Origin of the sequence: Arthrobacter dokdonellae, from assembly GCF_003268655.1 — a bacterium.
GTDB classification, from domain to species: Bacteria; Actinomycetota; Actinomycetes; order Actinomycetales; family Micrococcaceae; genus Specibacter; species Specibacter dokdonellae.
The window spans coordinates 1680821-1698534 of the sequence record NZ_CP029642.1; the positions used below are offsets into that span (position 1 = coordinate 1680821).

Annotated in this window: 14 protein-coding genes; 8 read left to right on the forward strand and 6 right to left on the reverse strand. The window is 68.1% G+C overall.

What is annotated here, in order from left to right; genetic code table 11:
* Positions 1-63 precede the first annotated feature (63 nt).
* A complete protein-coding gene (locus tag DMB86_RS07405) occupies positions 64-2406 on the forward strand; it encodes an HNH endonuclease signature motif containing protein (protein ID WP_171814411.1) in 2343 nt (780 codons plus the stop codon).
* Between the two features lie 93 nt (positions 2407-2499).
* On the opposite strand, the gene DMB86_RS07410 is transcribed toward DMB86_RS07405, so the two are convergent.
* Entirely contained in the window at positions 2500-3879 is a 1380-nt protein-coding gene (locus tag DMB86_RS07410; RefSeq protein ID WP_113717214.1) for a reverse transcriptase family protein, read from the reverse strand.
* Positions 3880-4203: 324 nt separating this feature from the next.
* Here DMB86_RS07410 and DMB86_RS07415 point away from each other — a divergent pair, with 324 nt between their 5' ends.
* Positions 4204-5016, forward strand: a complete 813-nt coding sequence (locus DMB86_RS07415; protein ID WP_113717215.1) for an SGNH/GDSL hydrolase family protein — start codon at positions 4204-4206, stop codon at positions 5014-5016.
* A gap of 6 nt (positions 5017-5022) precedes the next feature.
* Positions 5023-5898: a CE1 family esterase gene (locus DMB86_RS07420; protein WP_113717216.1), complete on the forward strand. Its 876-nt coding sequence runs from the start codon at positions 5023-5025 to the stop codon at positions 5896-5898.
* Between the two features lie 117 nt (positions 5899-6015).
* On the opposite strand, the gene DMB86_RS21450 is transcribed toward DMB86_RS07420, so the two are convergent.
* The gene (locus tag DMB86_RS21450) at positions 6016-8964 is read right to left on the reverse strand and encodes a helix-turn-helix transcriptional regulator (RefSeq protein WP_113717217.1); all 2949 of its coding nucleotides are present in this window, start codon (positions 8962-8964) and stop codon (positions 6016-6018) included.
* Positions 8965-9461: 497 nt separating this feature from the next.
* On the opposite strand from DMB86_RS21450, the gene DMB86_RS07435 reads away from it, so the two are divergent.
* The 4 genes from DMB86_RS07435 (at position 9462) to DMB86_RS20935 (ending at position 13422) form a co-directional block, all read left to right on the forward strand.
* Positions 9462-9851, forward strand: coding sequence for a VOC family protein (locus tag DMB86_RS07435; protein WP_113717219.1), 390 nt, complete (start codon positions 9462-9464; stop codon positions 9849-9851).
* A 223-nt stretch (positions 9852-10074) separates the two neighbouring features.
* Positions 10075-10311 carry a hypothetical protein gene (locus DMB86_RS07440; RefSeq protein WP_113717220.1) on the forward strand — a complete coding sequence of 79 codons (237 nt, stop codon included), beginning with the start codon at positions 10075-10077 and terminating at the stop codon, positions 10309-10311.
* Between the two features lie 53 nt (positions 10312-10364).
* Positions 10365-11195: a PP2C family protein-serine/threonine phosphatase gene (locus DMB86_RS07445; protein WP_113719405.1), complete on the forward strand. Its 831-nt coding sequence runs from the start codon at positions 10365-10367 to the stop codon at positions 11193-11195.
* Positions 11188-13422 (forward strand): FHA domain-containing protein, encoded by a 2235-nt coding sequence (locus DMB86_RS20935; protein ID WP_227878656.1) that lies wholly within the window; start codon positions 11188-11190, stop codon positions 13420-13422. Before DMB86_RS07445 ends, DMB86_RS20935 begins: the two co-directional genes overlap by 8 nt.
* Positions 13423-13590: 168 nt before the next feature.
* Here the strand turns inward: DMB86_RS20935 and DMB86_RS07455 are convergent, their stop codons facing one another.
* A complete protein-coding gene (locus DMB86_RS07455; protein ID WP_113717221.1) occupies positions 13591-14235 on the reverse strand; it encodes a maleylpyruvate isomerase family mycothiol-dependent enzyme in 645 nt (214 codons plus the stop codon).
* A 522-nt stretch (positions 14236-14757) separates the two neighbouring features.
* Here DMB86_RS07455 and DMB86_RS07460 point away from each other — a divergent pair.
* Entirely contained in the window at positions 14758-15597 is an 840-nt protein-coding gene (locus tag DMB86_RS07460) for a DMT family transporter (protein ID WP_236783354.1), read from the forward strand.
* A gap of 36 nt (positions 15598-15633) precedes the next feature.
* Here the strand turns inward: DMB86_RS07460 and DMB86_RS07465 are convergent, their stop codons facing one another.
* The 3 genes from DMB86_RS07465 to DMB86_RS07475 all read right to left on the reverse strand — a co-directional run bounded on the left by DMB86_RS07465 (position 15634) and on the right by DMB86_RS07475 (position 17692).
* Positions 15634-16014 carry a VOC family protein gene (locus DMB86_RS07465; RefSeq protein ID WP_227878658.1) on the reverse strand — a complete coding sequence of 127 codons (381 nt, stop codon included), beginning with the start codon at positions 16012-16014 and terminating at the stop codon, positions 15634-15636.
* A gap of 268 nt (positions 16015-16282) precedes the next feature.
* Entirely contained in the window at positions 16283-17062 is a 780-nt protein-coding gene (locus DMB86_RS07470) for a type 1 glutamine amidotransferase domain-containing protein (RefSeq protein ID WP_113717223.1), read from the reverse strand.
* A 261-nt stretch (positions 17063-17323) separates the two neighbouring features.
* A complete protein-coding gene (locus tag DMB86_RS07475) occupies positions 17324-17692 on the reverse strand; it encodes an NAD-dependent epimerase/dehydratase family protein (RefSeq protein ID WP_113717224.1) in 369 nt (122 codons plus the stop codon).
* Between the last annotated feature and the right edge of the window lie 22 nt (positions 17693-17714).

Below are 17714 nucleotides of genomic sequence, written 5' to 3' on the forward strand. Positions count from 1 at the left end.
AAGTTCTCCACATCCCGAATATGTTTTCTGATAATGTCGGTGCCCGTCGGTAGTGTTGTGCGTATGGAAGCAACGGCAAGGGTGCCGGGACAGACCGGCACCCCGACAGGGACAAGGACCGCTGGTGGACACATCCACCAGCTGATCACCCTTGCCGCGTCCCTGACGGCAGCCGCCACCGCCGCATCCACCGCCGCATCCACCGCCGCGGCTTCTGGATCGGCGGCAGCCACTGCCGCCGGCGGTTCCGGTGCTCCCAGTGATCCGGTGGTCCCGGCCCCGCTGGGCGTGAGCCTGGAGTCCCTCGGCGATGCCGAACTGATCGCCTGGGGCCGGACCGTTGAACAGCTCAGCCGGTACGTCCAGGCCCTGCAGGTCCAGGCCGCCGGGACCATCGCCACCCGCACCCACGAGGGCCGCTACCTGCGGGAGGGACACAAATCCCCCGCCGACGTCCTCACCGACGCCCTGCTCCTCAGCCGCGCCGAAGCCGGCCGCCGCCTCAACCTCGCCCAGCACTTCCTGCCCGCCACGGACCCCCTCACCACCGTCACCACCCCCTGCGACCAGCCCGTCCTGGCCACCGCGTTCTTTACCGGCACCACCACCGCCGAACAAGCCCTGACCGCCTCCCACTACACCGCCGACGCCGCCCACCTCGCCCACGCCGGACGCACCACCGCCGAAAAAGCCCGCGAGCTCGAAACCACCATGACCACACACGCCCAAACCCAAAACCCGGACTTCCTGCGCCGCATCGGCACCCGCGCCATCAACATCATCGACCCCGACGGCGACAAACCCACCGAGGGCGAACTGATCGCCAAACAAGGCATCCGCTTCCACCGCGCCTACCGCGGCCTGATCAAAATCACCGGCCACGCCACCATCGCCCAATACGAAAGCATCATGGCCTACATCGGCCACTCCACCAACCCCGCCCCCCACAAAGACATCAACACCATCAACCCCAACGGCACCGGCAACGGCAACAACCATGACAACGGCAACAACCATGACAACGGCTCCGGCTCCGGCTCCGGCGACATACTGCCGGGCCAAATGAACCTCATGGACCTCCTCCACGCAGCCACCGCCACCGGAACCGCCCCCACACCCGCCACCCCGACACCGCCACCAGCCCAGCCGCCCGGACCAGCCCAGCTGACGGGACCAGCCCAACCGCCGGGACCAGCCCAACCGTCCGAACCAGCACAGCTGCCGGGACGAGCCCAGCCACCGGCCCCGGCAAGCCCCGCCCCCGGCGCCGGCGCGGACAACTCCTGGCCACCACCCCAAGGCCCCGCCCCTGACTGGGCCCAACCCGCCGCCACCACGGCTAATGACGGCAAGGCCGCCACCACCGATGGCGACACCGGAGGAACCGTCCCCGGCAACAACGACGCGGCCCAGGATGGCGCCGCCCAGGATGACGCCGCCACGGATGGCGAGGCCACGAGCGACGGCAAAGACGCCGGCATCAGTTTCATCTTCCCGGCATCACCCCCGCCGGCAGGACTCGGCTGGCAACCCCAACCCGCAGCCACCACGACCCACGGCACCGACACGCCCACCATCACCGCTGGCGGCAGCAGCCCTGACGATGTCGGAAGGGAGGGCGGGGCACAGTTTTGGGCCACTCCCGGCCTTGACCCCACCGAGCGCGGCGCCCCCGACAGATCCGGGACCGAACCGCCCTGGCCACACCTGGTCCACGGAATCCAGATCCCCGAACCCGGCTCCGACATCGACCTGCCCGGACTGGACCCCATCGACCCGACCAACACCGACCCCGCCGTGGCCGACAAACGCACCCACGCCCAAAAACTCCTCGACGGCATGATCGACTGCCTCCACCTCGCCGCCCGCACCGAACTGCTGCCCCTCAACGGCGGCATGAAACCCCAACTGATCATCTCCACCACCGAAGCCGACCTCCAAGCCAGCCGCACCCAAGGCAAAGGCGGCGGCATCGCCTTCCTGCCCTACACCGGACCCAGCAACCTCTCCCTCTTCGACACCAAACTCTGCGACGCCGACGTCACCACCATGATCCTCGGCGACGGCCAAAAAATCCTCAACGTCGGACGCACCCAACGCCTCTTCACCCACACCCAACGCAAACTCCTCATCGCCCGCGACATCGGCTGCACCTTCCCCCACTGCACCCGCCCCGCCCGCTGGTGCGACGCACACCACATCATCCCCTGGCAGGACGGCGGGGAAACCAGCATCGAAAACGGCGCCCTGGCCTGCGAATACCACCACACCCTGATCCACCAAGGCCACTGGAGCGTCCGCCTCCTCAACGGCATCCCCCACTACACCCCCACCCACGGCACCGACCCCAACCGCCGCGACCTCCGCAACCCCTACCACCACGGCCTCACCCTCCCCGAACACTAAACCCAAGCCCTCAACCCCCAAGGGCACCACAGGCCCAACCACCACCGACACGCAACACCAACGGGCTTCGCCAGGCCCGACCGCCGGGCGGGCCTACCAGCTGATGGCGTCGAACACAGCGCGCAGCTTGGCGCCGCGGTCGGGATTGACGCTGGTCACCCATGCGATTCGGCCCAGCAGGTGCGCCCGGAAGTCGTCATGGCCGTCCCGGTTCTGGCCTTCGGGTCCAAGAAGCAAACAGTTGTGCAGCACGGCCTTCAACCGGTCGAATTCCGGACGCGCCACATTCGTGCGCGTGTTCACCACCACGCCGGTCACGCTCTGCCTGACACCGGCACGGTGGACCCTGGTCTTCAGGCGGTTCAGCGAATGGCCCTCGTCGGCCACAATCCGGGCCGCGCCGCGCACAAATGCGTCCGCGCGCCTGGAAAGTTCCGTGCCACCGCTGAAGGCGAGGTCGTCGGCGTAGCGGGTGTAGACGGCGTCGAACGCCCCAGCCCAGCCGGACAGCCTGGAGTCCAGGCGCCGGAGAGCCAGGTTGGCCAGCATGGGCGCAGTGGGTGCGCCCTGGGGGAGGTGCGCCGTCGCAAGCGCCTTGCGCAGGGCGAAGCGGTCCCCGGGCTCTCCTCCGGGCGGCATCTCCGCGATCACGCCCACCGGCACGGCATGCGTGCACAGTCCCGTCAGCCGGTGTGCCACCGCCTCAGTAAAACCGGCCTGCCGCAGCACCCCGTACACCCGGCCCGGTGACACGTGCGCAAAGAACGCGGCCAGGTCGAGGTTGACGACCACCTCCGTTCCCGCATGCAGGGCCGCCCCGCTGACAGCACTCCGGCCGGACACAAAGCCATGGGCGGCATCGTGCAGCGGGATAGGCGACAGCAGTTCGCGCAGGACCGTTCGCTGGAGCCCGCGCAACCGTGGAAGCGGGATCTCGAGCAGCCGCGGCACCCGCCCGGGCCTGCTGCGCCACTGGTAGCGGTAGTGCTGTAGCCGCCGGCTTGAGGCGGTCCGGTTCCACTGCCCGGGGTCGGAGAACCACTCCAGCTCGCCCACGCTGAGGTCCAGAACTTCCGCCAGTTCAGCCAAGGTGTCCAGCCTGGGGACCCGTGCCGCCCGGGCCACGGCCGGCTCGGCAGCGTAGCGCACCAGAGTGATGGGCCTGCGCTGCCTTGCGGCCTTTTCGAGTGCCTCGCCGAACGCCTCGGACCCAAGCACGACGGCGGCCAGCTCGCGCGGTGCGTCTGTCGGGGGCCGGTGGTAGCTGCGCAGAACGTGCGTGGCCAACGGACCCAGCCAACGACGTCGTGCACCCAAGATACCTGTTCCCGCCGTCATGAGGGCCGGCTTGGACCAGTCATCGGCGGCGAGAAATGCGTGGGACAGGGCTGATGCGAGCGCGTCAGGGGTGGGCCGGGAGGAGCGTGCCAGCACGGCGGCCGCGGGCGCGACGGCCTGACCTGCGGGGATCATGGGTGCGACGGCCCCGTGGATGACCTGTCTGTCTGTTCGGGCGCGCGGCTGCGCGGAGCGCAGAGTGGCGCCCGAGGCGCTTGCTGGAGGCCAGTCTTCGTCCTCCGGGGTAGCCCCGGAGAGGGTGGTGCACCGTGATGCCCGCCCGCCTCATCCAGAAGCCGTCGCATGCGCCAACCCTAACCTACGCGCCGCCGGGATGCCCTCTTCGGGAAACGCCAAGGTGCCCCGCGTACGCTTGCGTTCGAAGAACACTCTGCCGGTGTGGGATTCTCACTCCTCACCGCGCTATGGGATCAACGGCCGGCAGAAGGGCGGGCAGGGATGCGCAGGAGCGCGCAAATTCGCGTCGGCCGTGGCAGCTGGGCGGTGGTGACGTGGCTGGCCATTGTGGCCATGTTCGCGTTGTCGGGCTGCCAAGGCGTCGTGACCCCCGGTGGCGCCGATTCCGGCGCAGCCCCCTCGGCCGCGACCAGCACGGCCCATGCTGCGGCGACACCGTCGGCCGGAGCCGGCCACACCGCCCAGGCCGAACCGCACAAGGTGGTGGTGATCGGCGACTCCCTCAGCACCGGGATGGGGTCCACCCCCGCGGAGGCCTGGCCCAGCCTGATCAGCGCCGCCCCGCTCGACCCCGACGACGACTTCGACGTGGTCAACGGCTCCCAAAACGGCAGCGGCTATGTCGCCGTCGGCGACAACGGCTCCACTTTTGGTACCCAGGTGGCCCAGACGGTCACCGCGGACACGCAGCTGGTGGTGTTCTTCGGCTCCGACAACGACATGGGGGCATCACAGGCGGCCATCACTGCAGCGGCCGGCAAGGCCTTTGAAGCGGCCAAGGCAAAATCGCCCCACGCGGTGCTGCTGGTGGTGGGACCCCAGGCCTACACGACGCAACCCGAGGCCGCCCGGCTCACCGTCCGGGACGCGCTGGAACGGGCGGCGTCAGCGTCCGCCGCCCTCTTCGTTGACCCGATCGGGCAGGGCTGGTTCATCGGGCAGGTCGCCGAGCTGGTGGGTCCGGACGGGGAACACCCGTCCGTGGCGGGCCAGCGGTACTTGCAGGCGCAGCTGGAAAAGCTCATCAAGGAAGAGGTCTCCACCATGCCAAGTCCCACCGTCCGGGCCAAGTAGGCGGCGATGAGATCGCGCACGCAGCCCCGGTGGGATACCCGGATCAGCAGCCAGATGATCACCGTGGACGGACGTGAGCGCACCTTTTGGACGGCTGTGGGGACCTCGGACGGTGCCGTGGAAACGCCGTCGGCCGTGCTGCTGGTGCTCCACGGCTCAAGCCAGACGGGCCTTGCGGTGAGGGCCTTCAGCGGGCAGAGTTTTGACACACTGGCGGCGGGAGGCCGCGTGGCGGTGGTGTATCCGGACGGCTTGAAGAGGGCGTGGAACCATGCAGCCCGGGACGTCCACACGGTGGACGACGTCGCGTTCATGACGGCCCTGGCTGACCACTTCCACGCCCTCTACGGACCTGTCCCCGTGATTGCGGCCGGCTACTCCAACGGCGGGCAGATGGTGATCCGGCTGATCCATGAAATTCCGGACAAGCTCGACGGCGCGGCGATCATCAGTGCCACGCTGCCACGCCCCGGCGGGCTTGCCTTTGCCGACCGGTCGCTCCCGCTGCCCGTGCTGCTGATCCACGGAACGCGCGACCGCGTGGTGCCGTATCGTGGCGAAGGCACCCTGTGGGGCCGGTGGGCCCGCAACCCCGGGCCGTCCGCACCGGACACGGCACAGTATTTTGCTGACCGCAATGGCATCACGGAACCGCCGGTGGAAACCGTGCTGCCGCATCGGGCCGAGAGCGGACGCACATCGGTGCGGGTACGGCGTTACACGCAGGAACGCCGCCTCCCCGTGACCCTGTACACGGTGGTGGGTGGCGGACATGTGGTCCCCAACCGGCGCAAGCGGGCGATCTTCGTCCTGGGCCGGACCACCCAGGACCTGAGCACGATGGAAGCCGTGGCGGACTTCTTCCCCGTGCTGCGGGGCTGAACCCCGCTGCAAGCGGGCGCCCCGCCGCAAGCGGGCGCTGCAGGCGGGTGCGGCCGGAAACCGTGTCTCCGCCACCCTCATTACCTTGGGCTCGGGGACCGGTAACACCCGGGTCCCTTACTTCTGATCCGGTTTCAATCCTTCGGAGACAGCTGCGTGGCGGGTTGCGAGCCGGGACAGGTCAAGGCGGTTGGCGGCACCCGTCTTGCGCAGCAGGTTGGAGATGTGCGTACTTACGGTCTTTTCACTGATCACCAACGCCCCGGCAATCTCCGCGTATGTGCGCCCTGCCACGACATATTCGAGAATCTCGCGCTCCCGCGGGGTGAGCCCAGGGAGCTCGGCGTGGGCACCTGTCGAATCGCCGACCGCTGGACCGACGACTTGACGGGCCATGTCGATGCGGGCGCGTGTGGCGAGTTCGCGTAGATGTTCCAGGATGGGCCCGGCCTGGAGTTCTTCGGCGAGGGCCATGCCGCGGCGGAGAACGGATGCAGCCAAGCCGCGCTGGGTGTGACCGTGCAGCAGCAGTGACTCCACCGCCCGCCGGCAGGAATAGGCCTCCTCCCAGCGCAAGGTTGCCGCCCCGCAGGCGTCAGCCGCCCGGATCCAGTCCTTGGCATTGCCTGCACTCTCACGGGCCCGGCCCACTTCGGCTGCGTACAGAAGGTTAAGCGCAGCAATTTGAAGGGTGTGGAGCTCGGTCGCTTCACCTTGGTCCCGGAGCGTGGCCGGGAACCGCTGCACCAGTTGGTCGGTCATCTCTGTCAGGGCGGCGGTGGGTGTCCCCTCATCCCTGGCCACCCGTATCTGATCGGCGAGGGAATGGGCTGCAAGTGGGATAAGCCACTCGCACATGGTCGGCGCGAGCCCTCCCGCGGTCGCCCCCGTCATGGCCGCTTCGTACGCCGCCTCCGGGTTCCCCACAGCCAGGGCGACCTCGGCGCGGATCGCATCGAAGCCAAGGTTGATGAACTCGGACTTTTGTGCGTACAGTTCCTCGGCGCGTGCAAGGTGGGCCCGTGCCTCATCCCTCCGTCCCTGACAGGCTGCGAGCCGGGCCGCCGTGAGGCGGGCGGCGACGTCGCCCATTGTGCCGGGATCCGAACCAAGCGCTATGCGAAGCGCCTGCCCGCATTCCTGCCAACGGCCGACGGCGAGATAACTTTCGGCCTCCGCGGCTGCCATTTTGGCGATGTACACGTGCGGCGCCCCGAGCCTGACCAGCTGCTGTCTCCCTGCGCGCATGAGATCAGCAAACTGCTGACTGGTCCACGTCTGCGTGGCGTTGGCCAGCCACATCGTGGCGTGGACGAAGGCCCAGAATTCGCGGGCCTCCGCGGCCGCGGCTACGGCCTCGGCCGCCAGTGTCCGTGCCGCCTGCGCGCGGCTGCCGACCACGGCGACCATGGCATTCGCCGTCAGCGCATAGGACAGCGCGCGGGGATTCCCGGCAGCCCGGGCAATGGTGAGGGCACGCGCGGCGTGGCTTTCCGCCTCGGCCTCGTCGTTCCACACGCCGACATGGGCCAGTTCGGCGAGTGCAAGCGCATGCTGCCAGCTTTCCGGCTCGACGGCGGCGAGCCGGACCGCCGCGCGCATCTCCTCGATGGCCATGAAGGAACGCCCCATGGAAAAGCGCAGGTGCGCGCGCCGCACCAGCAGTTCCGCGGCATCCAGTGGCCGTTCGCCGATCCCGGTCCCGCCCAACAATGCCTCCACAGCCTCCAGTTCTTCGTCCATGGAGCCTGTCTCCTCGGCGGCAGCGCGCAGCCTGGACCACAGCTCCTGCTGGCTCTCCGCTGCGTCGGGAAGACCGCTGCGCAGGGCCACCGCGCGTCGAAGCAGGCGCAGCATCTCGGCCGTTCCGCCTGCATGCCCCGCGGCAGCCGAGGCACGCAGGGCCCACCGGTAGGCGTCCCCGGCGTGGCCGGACGCGTAATGGTGGTCTGCCAATGCGGCCAGCGACTGAAAATCCGTCGCTTCGTGACCGGCCAGCGTGTTCTCCTCATGGGCGGCAAAGGCGGCATGCCAACGCATGCGCTCGTCCGCGTCCAGGCGCTGCTCAAGGACCTCGGCGAGCAGCGGATGGTGGAACCACCAGTGCGTCCCGTCCAGGCTGCATTCAACGATGCCCGCATCGGCCGCCTCGTGCATAAGCACCAGGACGCCGTCGCGCCCGCCATCCGGCCGTGCGACGGCGCCGAGGTCCTCCGCCCGCAAGGGACGGCCGCCCACCGCCATGAGCTGTGTGAGCCGCCGCGACCCCGCGGACAGGCTGCGCCAGGAGCGCAGGACAGCCGCCTTGAGGTCGGAGGGCAGCTCGGCCGGCAAATGGCGCGCTGAAGGTTCCAGGCCCGCAACGACCAGCCGGTTGAGATAGGCGTTTCCCGCAGTGTGTGTGAAGACTTCCTGAAGCAGGGACTGGTGCGGAGGGGCGCCCAGGAGGCGCGCCATCTGGGCCTCGGTGTCCAGGCGGTCCAGGGGTCCGAGTCCCAGCCAGTCAATGCGGGGCAGGCGCCGGATGTCGGCGAGCCAGCGATGCAGCGGGTGGTCTTCGGCAACCTCGCCGGTGCGCAGGGTGGCGATGATGGCCAGGCGCCGGCTGGGCGGGCCGGCGATGAGGTACATGAGCACATCCAAGGTGCTTTGGTCCGCCCACTGCAGGTCGTCAATGACCAGGACCACCGGCCGGCGCTGGCAGAGCTCTTCAAGCCAGCCGTCAATCGCGACGGGAACGTTGTGTGGCGCTTCGCCGGCTTTTGGCAGCGTCGGGCGCGCATCGCCGTCAAACCTGGGAGCGCTGCGCAAGGCCGATCGCAACGCCAGAAACGGGACAGTCATCGAGGCCAGCGGCAGGCAGGCACCGGCGAAGATCCAGGCCGCGAGGCCGGGGGCATTGCAGGCGTGCTGCACCAAGGCGGTCTTCCCGACGCCGGCATCCCCGGAGACCACCAGGGTCCCGGCCGTGCCGGCAGCCGCGCTGGCCAGGAACCCGGCAAGGGCGCCCAACTCCTTTGCCCGCCCCACAATGTCAGCGCCGTCGGCACCCCTGTTTTCTCCCACGCTACAAGCTTCGCACCGCCGAGCGCGGCGGGCGCGGAATCTCAGGGTTTTTCGTGAATTTCTGAGGGTCGGTTCCGGATGCCGCCGGCGGGTCCGGGGAGGAGGGTGGAGACATCAGATTCATATCCAAGGAAAGGCAAGAGCATGTATGCTTCACATCCTGCACCGCGGTGGGCGGGACTTGCCGCCGCCGCCCTGCTTCTGGCCTTCGCCGTCCCGGCCCCTGCCGTTGCCATACAGGATCCGGGAACGTCGGGGGGATTGGCGCCGGTGCTAACCGGTCAGCTGTGCCCATTGACCCGAATCGGCACTCAATTTATCCGCTGCGATGCCCTCACCGGGGCCGGAGTCCCTGCCCCGTCCTGGGTGCCCGAGACCTGAAACGGTCCGTAACCGCAGGCGGTCCGCCCGGACCGCCTGCACGGACCGGAAAAGCCGTGCATCTCCGACGCTCCGGCGTAAAATTGATCACACACTTTCCCAAGGAGATGGTGGCAATGTCCCTTTCATCCAGCCCGGCAACAACCATTCTTCCGGTCACGGACGCCGCCCGGGCCAGAACATATTATGCCGACGCCCTCGGCCTGGAATTTCGTGGGCAATCGGCCGACGGCAACCTGATTTTTGGTCTTGAGGGCTCGGCGACGCTCGCCCTCATGGAAGACCCTGAAGCGAAGCCCTCCGCGCATACGGCGATGAGTTTCGAAGTGCCGGACATTACGGCGGCGATTGGAGACCTGGGCACCCGCGGCGTGGCGTTTGAGGACTACGACCTTCCGGATTTGAAGACCACGGACCATGTTTGCATCGTGGGGGCGGAAAAGGCTGCCTGGTTCAAGGATCCTGACGGCAACATCCTGTGTCTGCATCAAAACCCACCGGAGTAACCGGCCGGCCAAGCTTGTTGTACTGGACGCAGCAGCGCCCCGACGGGCCCCGGCAGCCCTGCCGCCACTTCCGTGGTGCCGGACGCCGACGACCGGGGCGCCACCTGCATCAGGCCTGCCACCGCAGGCACGCGCCTGCGCGTGTCCTTTGACGGCGGCAGCGCAGGGGGCGTTCGAGCAGTGGCATTTATTTGGCCGCAACCCCGCCGGATACGATGGGGAGATGATTGAACACCTCGTCTCCGTCCGGGACGCCGGCAGGTCCGTGTCGAAGACGCACCTGCCTGGCCGTCCCTCCGAAGAAGGCCTGTGGGTGACGGACAGGAATTCCACCTACGGCAGCGCCGTCGCCAACACCGCAGGACGCCCCTCCACACTCAGGGGTGACATGGCCGCGCGGGCCGGGATTGGCGCCACAGTGCACTTCGGCGACCGCTCCTTCCAAGTGGGTCGGGCGTGAGCGCAGCGGCTACGGCAGACGGAGCCGACCGCGGTGTGCCGGCCGATGGCGGCGTGCCGGACGCGCAGCCAGGGGAGGGGTCGACGTCGGACTGGCCCCAAGGCGTGACGCTCAGCTATGCCTTCGGCACCGACCGCGGACTGCGACGCGAGCTGAACGAGGACGCGTTCCTGGCGGCCGACCCCATTTTTGCTGTGGCCGACGGCATGGGCGGCCATGAGGCCGGCGAAGTGGCCAGCCGCGAATGCATCAGCGTGCTCAGCCAGCAGGAGGTGCTCGCCGCGGGATCCCGCAGCGCCACGGCCGTGGACGTGCAACTGGCCCTGCGGCAGGCGGATGCCAGGATCCGGGAACTTTCCCAGGCCCGGGCCGGGACCACGGTCACTGGTGTTGTCCTGGTCGAGGAGCGCGGGGTGCCGTACTGGCTGGTGTTCAACGTGGGTGATTCACGCACCTACCGGTTGAGCCAAGGTCGTTTTAGCCAGATCAGCGTGGACCACTCGGAGGTCCAGGAACTGGTGGACGGCGGATTCATCACGCCCGCCGAGGCACTGGTCCATCCGCGGCGCCACGTGGTGACGCGCGCCCTCGGAACCGGCCCGGACACCGAAGCCGACTACTGGCTGCTCCCTGTCGAAGACGGCGACCGGATCCTGGTCTGCTCCGACGGCCTCACCGGAGAGGTCGACGACGAAGGGATCCGCCGCGCGTTGAGCGCCCTGGACCGCCCGCAGGATGTGGTGGATTCGCTGATTCAGGCCGCGCTGCGCTCCGGCGGCCGCGACAACGTCACGCTGGTGGTGGTCGATGCCAGCCTCGGCGAAGGCACCGCCGCGCACGCAGGCGCCCAGAAGACCACCCCGCATGAGGAGAACCATGGCTGACACCACCTACCGGACCGGCCATTGGCTTGGCATTGTGCGCTCGGGCGCCGTCATCGTGCTGGAAGCAGGAACCGATCCCGCCGCCGTCGGCAAGCTTTGGGAGTACCTTGGCGGCACCACTCCCACCATCCACGGCGTGCTCAGCGCCGTGACGGAAATCTTTGGCACCGACCTGACGGGCATGCCGCCCTTCGGCATCCTCGTTGCCAGCGACCGCCTGCACGTCATCCTGCGCGGCGGAATGTCGCTGGCCGTGGAGACGGGTGGCGCGCAAGACGGAGTCTCCGGCCGCGACGTCACCACGTGGAGCGAGCGCTCCCTGGCGCTGCCCGACTCGCTGGTGTTGACGCTCGACGGCGGGCTGCCGGAGGAAGGCGCCGCGCCCGGCCTGCCCGTGGGTGAGGCCGTGGTGCTGATGTCGGAGCTGCGGCGCGGCGTGCCGGCCGGGACAGGCGCTGTGAGCGGCTCCGACGAAGGGGCGCCGATTCAGGCCGCCAATGATGCGGGCCCCGATGAGGCCGCCTTGGCAGTGGCAGTGGCGCCCACCGGCATGGACTCCGCCGCCCCCGAGGCGTCCGCCGTGCCACCGCTGGACGCGGCCCTGCCCGGCACACCCTTCGGCAGCCCCGCGGGCGGCCTCGGATCCGTTGCGGCTGCTGGCCTGGCGGAACCGACAGGCGACCGCGAAGCTGTCGGGGACGAAGCGGACGCCGTCCGCGGCACAGGCGCAGCGGACGACGCCGGCGACGAGGAAGCGGGCGATGAACCTGTGGACGGGATCGATTCACTGGACCATGCGGCTGTGGGCGTTGAAGGTGCGGGCGCCCACCCTGACGACGACGACTACGCGGGCTTTGCCATGGCCGCGGACGCGGAGTGGAGCGCGGAGCTGGACGAGCCTTCCGGCTCCGACCACCCTGCCATCCACGACGAAACCGATGGACTCCACGATGACTTTCGCGTCGAAGCCGATGAACCCCATGGCGACGTTCACGATGCAGTCACGGACGCCGGCACTTGGGGCGGCCACGACGACGTCCAGCTTGAGTCCGGCGCCGGGGACGTCAGAGGTTCCGAAAGCACTGCGGCATTTGACGACGCAGCCGGACCGGCAGGCGGCGCCCCCGCCAACGAAGACAGCCTCTTGGGGGCCACCGAACCGCACTCGGTCGAAGACGAGGCCGGCAGGTATGACGGGAACGGCCATGATGTTCCCAAGGATGCGCGTGGCCCGGTAGCCGCCAACATTCCGCCGCAGCCACAACTGCCCCCCGCGATTGGACGCCCGTCCGTTGAACAGCCTGGAGGTGAACAGCCTGCTGCCGGATCGGAGTGGGAAGAACAGGAGGCCCAGGACGGAGCGGTGGCAGGCGGCGACGCACCTGGCGGGGACGCCCTTGGCGGCGAGACCGCACCCGGAGGGGAGGCATCTGGCGGGGAGGCACCCGGTGGGAAGGCGGCACCCGCGTGGCAGCCGCCGTCGAGCCTCCTCACGGACCCGGTGCCGGGGGGTGACGGCAGCGCCGAACGCGCTCCGGCCGCCTCTCAAACGGCCGCCGACAACTCCGACGGCACCGCCCACGGCACCAATGACCATGACTTCAATGACACTGACGCCGACGGCTCCGTAGAATCGGAGCTCGACGGCCGGACGGTGATGGCCAACGAATTCACCGGCAGCGATGGCAGTGGTAGCGGCGCCGAAAATGGCGCCTCCGGCGCCGGGGCAGGGCCGGCGACCGCGCCGCTGGAGTCGCGCCCGGCCACCGGGCCCATGGTGCTGGCGAGGCTGTGTCCGGCCGGTCATGCCAACCCGCCGAGCCGTTCCCACTGCTCCGATTGCGGCGCCGCCATCGATTCGGAACCGCGTGAGGTGGGCAGGCCGCGGCTGGGACGCATGCACATCTCCACCGGAGAGGTGCTCGACCTGGACCATTCGCTGGTCATCGGCCGCCATCCCTCCGTCTCTCGGGTCCTGGGTGGCGTGATGCCCCGACTGGTCCAGGTGGACAGTGGCAAAGGCGACATCTCCCGCTCTCATGTGGAGGTCCGCCTCGAAGGCTGGGACGTGCTGCTGGTCGACCTCGAGGCCACCAATGGCACTGTGCTGGTCCGAGAGGGGCAGGTCCCGCGGCGTCTGGACCAGGGCGAGCAGGTCCTCCTGCGCAACGGCGACATCGCGGACCTGGGCGACGGCGTCTCACTGGTCTTTGAAGGGCTTCTCTGAGGAATGTCCGGCGGACGTCCCGCCGGACATTCCCGGGTTCAGGTTAGTCTCGGTCACCCGCGCCCGCGCCGCGAGGATGACGATATGGAGATTTGAGTCTGATTTATCGGCCTCAAATCTCCATATCGACATCCTCGGCCACCCTCGCCTGTGACGATCGAGCCGGCGTCAGGACGCGCAGCGTGCGCGGAGGGTTTCGACACCCGGACCGGTGAGCTCGTCACAGTAGGCGCCGCGCCCGGCCATCGCCATGATCAGCGCCAAGGTGGTCCCGGTGACGAGCGGGCCGTCGCCTGCCACCACGGGTCCGTCGGAGGCTTCGACGCGCAGCCCCTCAATCATGCTCCGGCTGTTCACGGTGAAGTTCCGCCGGGCAAAAGAGGTGGCGACGGATCCAAGGACGTCCAGCGGCACGTCGCGGACTATCCCGAGCGGACGGCGGATGTCCTCACTGTGCACCACCACCTCGCCCAGCCAGGCCTCGGAAGGTCCCAAGGGCGAGGTCGAACTGCCCATGACGGCGCGGAACCGCATGAGCGTTTCGGCGGGCGTCAGGCCGCGATGCTCCGCCAGGCGGCGGTCGTTGTGCAGGTCGAAGTCGAAGTGGGCCCCGATGACGCTGGAAAACCAGCGCACGGGGCCGATGCTGGCGGCGGCGGTGAGGTGGGCGGTGACGTCCTGAACGGTCCACCGGCCGCACAGGGACGGTTGCGCCCATTGGTCGTCGTTCAGCGTGGCAAGGTCCTCGGCGAGGGCAGCCCGCTCCGCATGGACAGCATGCCAAATCGTCCTGCGCAGGGAGCCTTTCGGCATGGAACCTCCGGGTGCCGGCGGGAAGGGGAACAGGATAAGCTCCGCCTGTTTTCAGTTTATAGCGTGCGGGGGCCTTCGGCTCGACGGCGGAGCTTGGCCCCGTCCTGGACGCCGCGCTGGCCGCGCAGGCCGGCGGGATTGCCGGTGTGATCGGCAGCGCATGGCGGGGATCAGCCGCCACCGACGCCCCGGGTCAGGTGGCTGGCGCCCGAGCTGGCGAAGGGGCTCGAGTTCGGCCTGGTTGTCGTGGTGGACCCGGTTTCGTTCGGCACCGGCACCGATGGCGCCGTGGACTGTCACGTGGCGATGACCCGGGCCATGCAGCAGCTGGATGTGCTGTGCCGGCTGAGGGCCGGTCAGGCGGGCGGCAGCGTTTCGCGCGTCCGTGATTGTGCACCATAGGATGTGCAGGTGAGGCACATCCCGGGTCGATTTCGATCCCTTTCCTTGAACCGGCAGGAACTTGCGCTGGTTGCGGTCACGGCTGTCTGGGGTGGGACGTTTCTGGCGGTGCATGTGGCAATGCGGTACAGCGGTCCGATGTTCTTTGTGGGGCTGCGGTTCGTGGTGGCGGGGCTCTTGGCCTGCGTGTTGTTTCGCAAGGTGTTGCCGGGGATGACCTGGGCGGACCTGGGTGCCGGGGCGGCGATCGGCATCATGATCTTTTTGGGGTACGGTCTGCAGACCTATGGCCTGCAAACGGTCGCCAGCAGCACGTCCGCGTTCCTGACCGCCCTCTATGTGCCCATGGTGCCATTCCTGCAGTGGGCGGTGTTCCGCAAGAGACCCACGGCCATGGCGTTTGTTGGAGTCGTCCTGGCCTTTGTCGGACTGGTCCTCCTTGCTGGCCCCTCTGCCGTGCGCGTGGGCCTGGGACCCGGGGACATCGCCACGTTGGTCAGCACCCTGCCGATAGCCGGAGAAATTATCCTGATCAGCTTGTTTGCCGGCAAGGTCAATCTGGGTCGGGTCACCGTGGTGCAGCTGTTCGTCTGCGGCTTCCTCGGCTTCATCGCGGTGCCCGTGGTGCATGAAGGAATTCCGGGTTTCTCCTGGGTCTGGGTGGCCACGTCGGTGGGGTTGGGGGCAGCGAGCTGCGTCATCCAGGCGACGATGAACTGGGCACAAAAGTCGGTTTCGCCCACCCGGGCAACCATCATCTACACCGGGGAGCCCGTCTGGGCTGGAATCATCGGACGCATTGCCGGAGACCGGCTGCCGGGCGTGGCCATTGCGGGGGCGGTCCTGATTGTCTTCAGCGTCCTGGTCAGCGAAATCAGGCCGCGTTTAAGCCTTCGTCCGCGCACCAAAAGGGAAAGCCGGGCCGTAGCCCTGCCAACCCGGGACGCTACGAGTGAATGAACGGATGCGGGCCCGGACAGGTCCTGCACTTGGCTGTCAGCCGGGGCGCACGGCCGTGAGGCAAAAGGGGTGCCCGGCAGCGTCCAGCAACACCCGCCATTGCCTTGGGGACGGCTGGTACTCAGCAAGTGTGGCACCCAGTTCGACGGCGGCACTGGTCGAGTCTTCCAGTTCTTTCACGGCAACGTCCAGGTGCATCTGCTGCCGCTGGGGGCCGGCCGGCCAACGTGGCGCGACAAAGTTCTCGACGCGCATCAGCGTCAGCATGGGACCGGCGCCGGCGAGGGCCACCACGCCCCGATCCGGACTGGCGAAAGCCTCCGTGAGCCCGAGCAGCTGGGTGTAGAAGTCCGCCAGCTGCCCCGTGTCCGGGCAGTCAAGGGAGATGGATGCAAGTTGTCCAACGCGTTCGTTCATGTTTCCCAAGCTACCTTGAGGAGCGGACATGGAAGGCGTCCTTCGGCACGACACAACGCGAAAGCCACGCGCCACCAGAGCGGGCGCGACCTTATGCCAGGTCGCGCCCGTCCGCGGGTGCCCATGCAGCAGGAGCACTGCCGGTCACTGCCCGCCGCGCCGCCCATGGACGACTGCCTCGCCAACATCGATGTCCTCAACGACGAAGATCTCGAACATCACGCCTCGTTCATCGGGATTGCCAACGGCGTTCAGTGCGTTATGGGCGTCAGTGCCCCGCTTCCGCCGCCGCCCTCTTCTTGGCGCTCTTCTCGGCATCCTTCTCCGCGCGCACGGCCTCGGACTCGTGCTGCTCCTCGGCCTTTTCCTGGTGGATGACGTCCGCGAAGAGCTTCTCCATTTCCTTGGCCACGCCGGCGGCGGAAGCGGGGTTCTGTCCCGTCACCAGCCGGTCCGCGACCACCACCATCTCCTCAAAGACGCCGGCCGAGACGTGGGTCGCGCCCTGCTCCTCAAGCCTGTCCGCCAGGAAGAACGGGATGACCTTGTCCTTGCCCGCGGCGACCTCCTCGTCGTTGGTGAACGCAGCCACCTTCCGCCCCTGGACGAGGCCGAGACCGTTCTCCAACTTCACGTTCAGCAGGCCGGCCGGTCCGTGGCAGACGGCGCCCACCAGGCCGCCGGCCTCATAGACGCCTGCCACCAGCTTCTGCAGGCCCTCGCTGTCCGCGAAGTCCCACATGGTGCCGTGGCCACCCACGAGATAGACGGCGTCGTACTGTTCGGGATCGACGACGTCGACGCGGGCGGTGTTGTAGAGGCCGGCCCGGGCGGCTTCATCCTCCGTGAAGGCGACCTGGATGGGATCGTGGGTGTCCACCTCGTCGCGAGGGGGCTGGCCGCCCTTGATGGAGGCGAAGTCGACGAAATGCCCGGAATCCTTGAACACCTTCCAGGGGTGCGCGGCCTCGGCGACGTTGTAGCCGGTCTTCTCTCCGGTATCGGCAATCTCGGAAACGCTGGTCAGTACCATGAGGATTTTCTTCATGAAGTGCTCCTTTCGTCCAATGCCCACCCTAGGCGCGTGCCTGACAACCTGCCAGCCCACTGAACGCTCCCCGCTCAGATGCTTTGGACGCGCAGCCACTTGCGCGGGATGACTGTCCACCCAGAAGTGGCCGTCAGGCCAGGGCCGGGAACCCCCGCGGGCATCATGCGGTTGATCTCGATCTGGGCTGCCGCCCACGGGCGCTGAGTCTCCTGATATCAGGCAACGATGGTGTTCATCCTGTGACCCCTGAGGGAACGCTTACCGGTCAGATTTCTTGGACAACAGCCATTGGACTTCTTCGCTTATGAGGTCAAGTCCATTGCCGACCGGCTGGTAGCCAAGTTCGAATGCAGACGTTGAATCCAGGATCATCGGTGTCATCCAGGGGTGGCTGCCCCGATCCGGGTCACCTTCGATGCGGGTGATCTGCCCTACCCAGGCGAGTTGGGCCGCGATGACCCCCACGATTTCCGAGGCTGTTGGCGTATCGGGGTCCGCGGCGTTGAGGATGCGGCGGCCCGGGCGCTGCGCGACGGTCTTGATCAAGGCAGCTGCATTGCTGGCGGCCGTGAGGTGATCGATGGTATCGGCCTGGGCAAGTTCGATGCGCTGGTTTCCGCCGAGCATCCTATCGACGATGCTGCTGGTT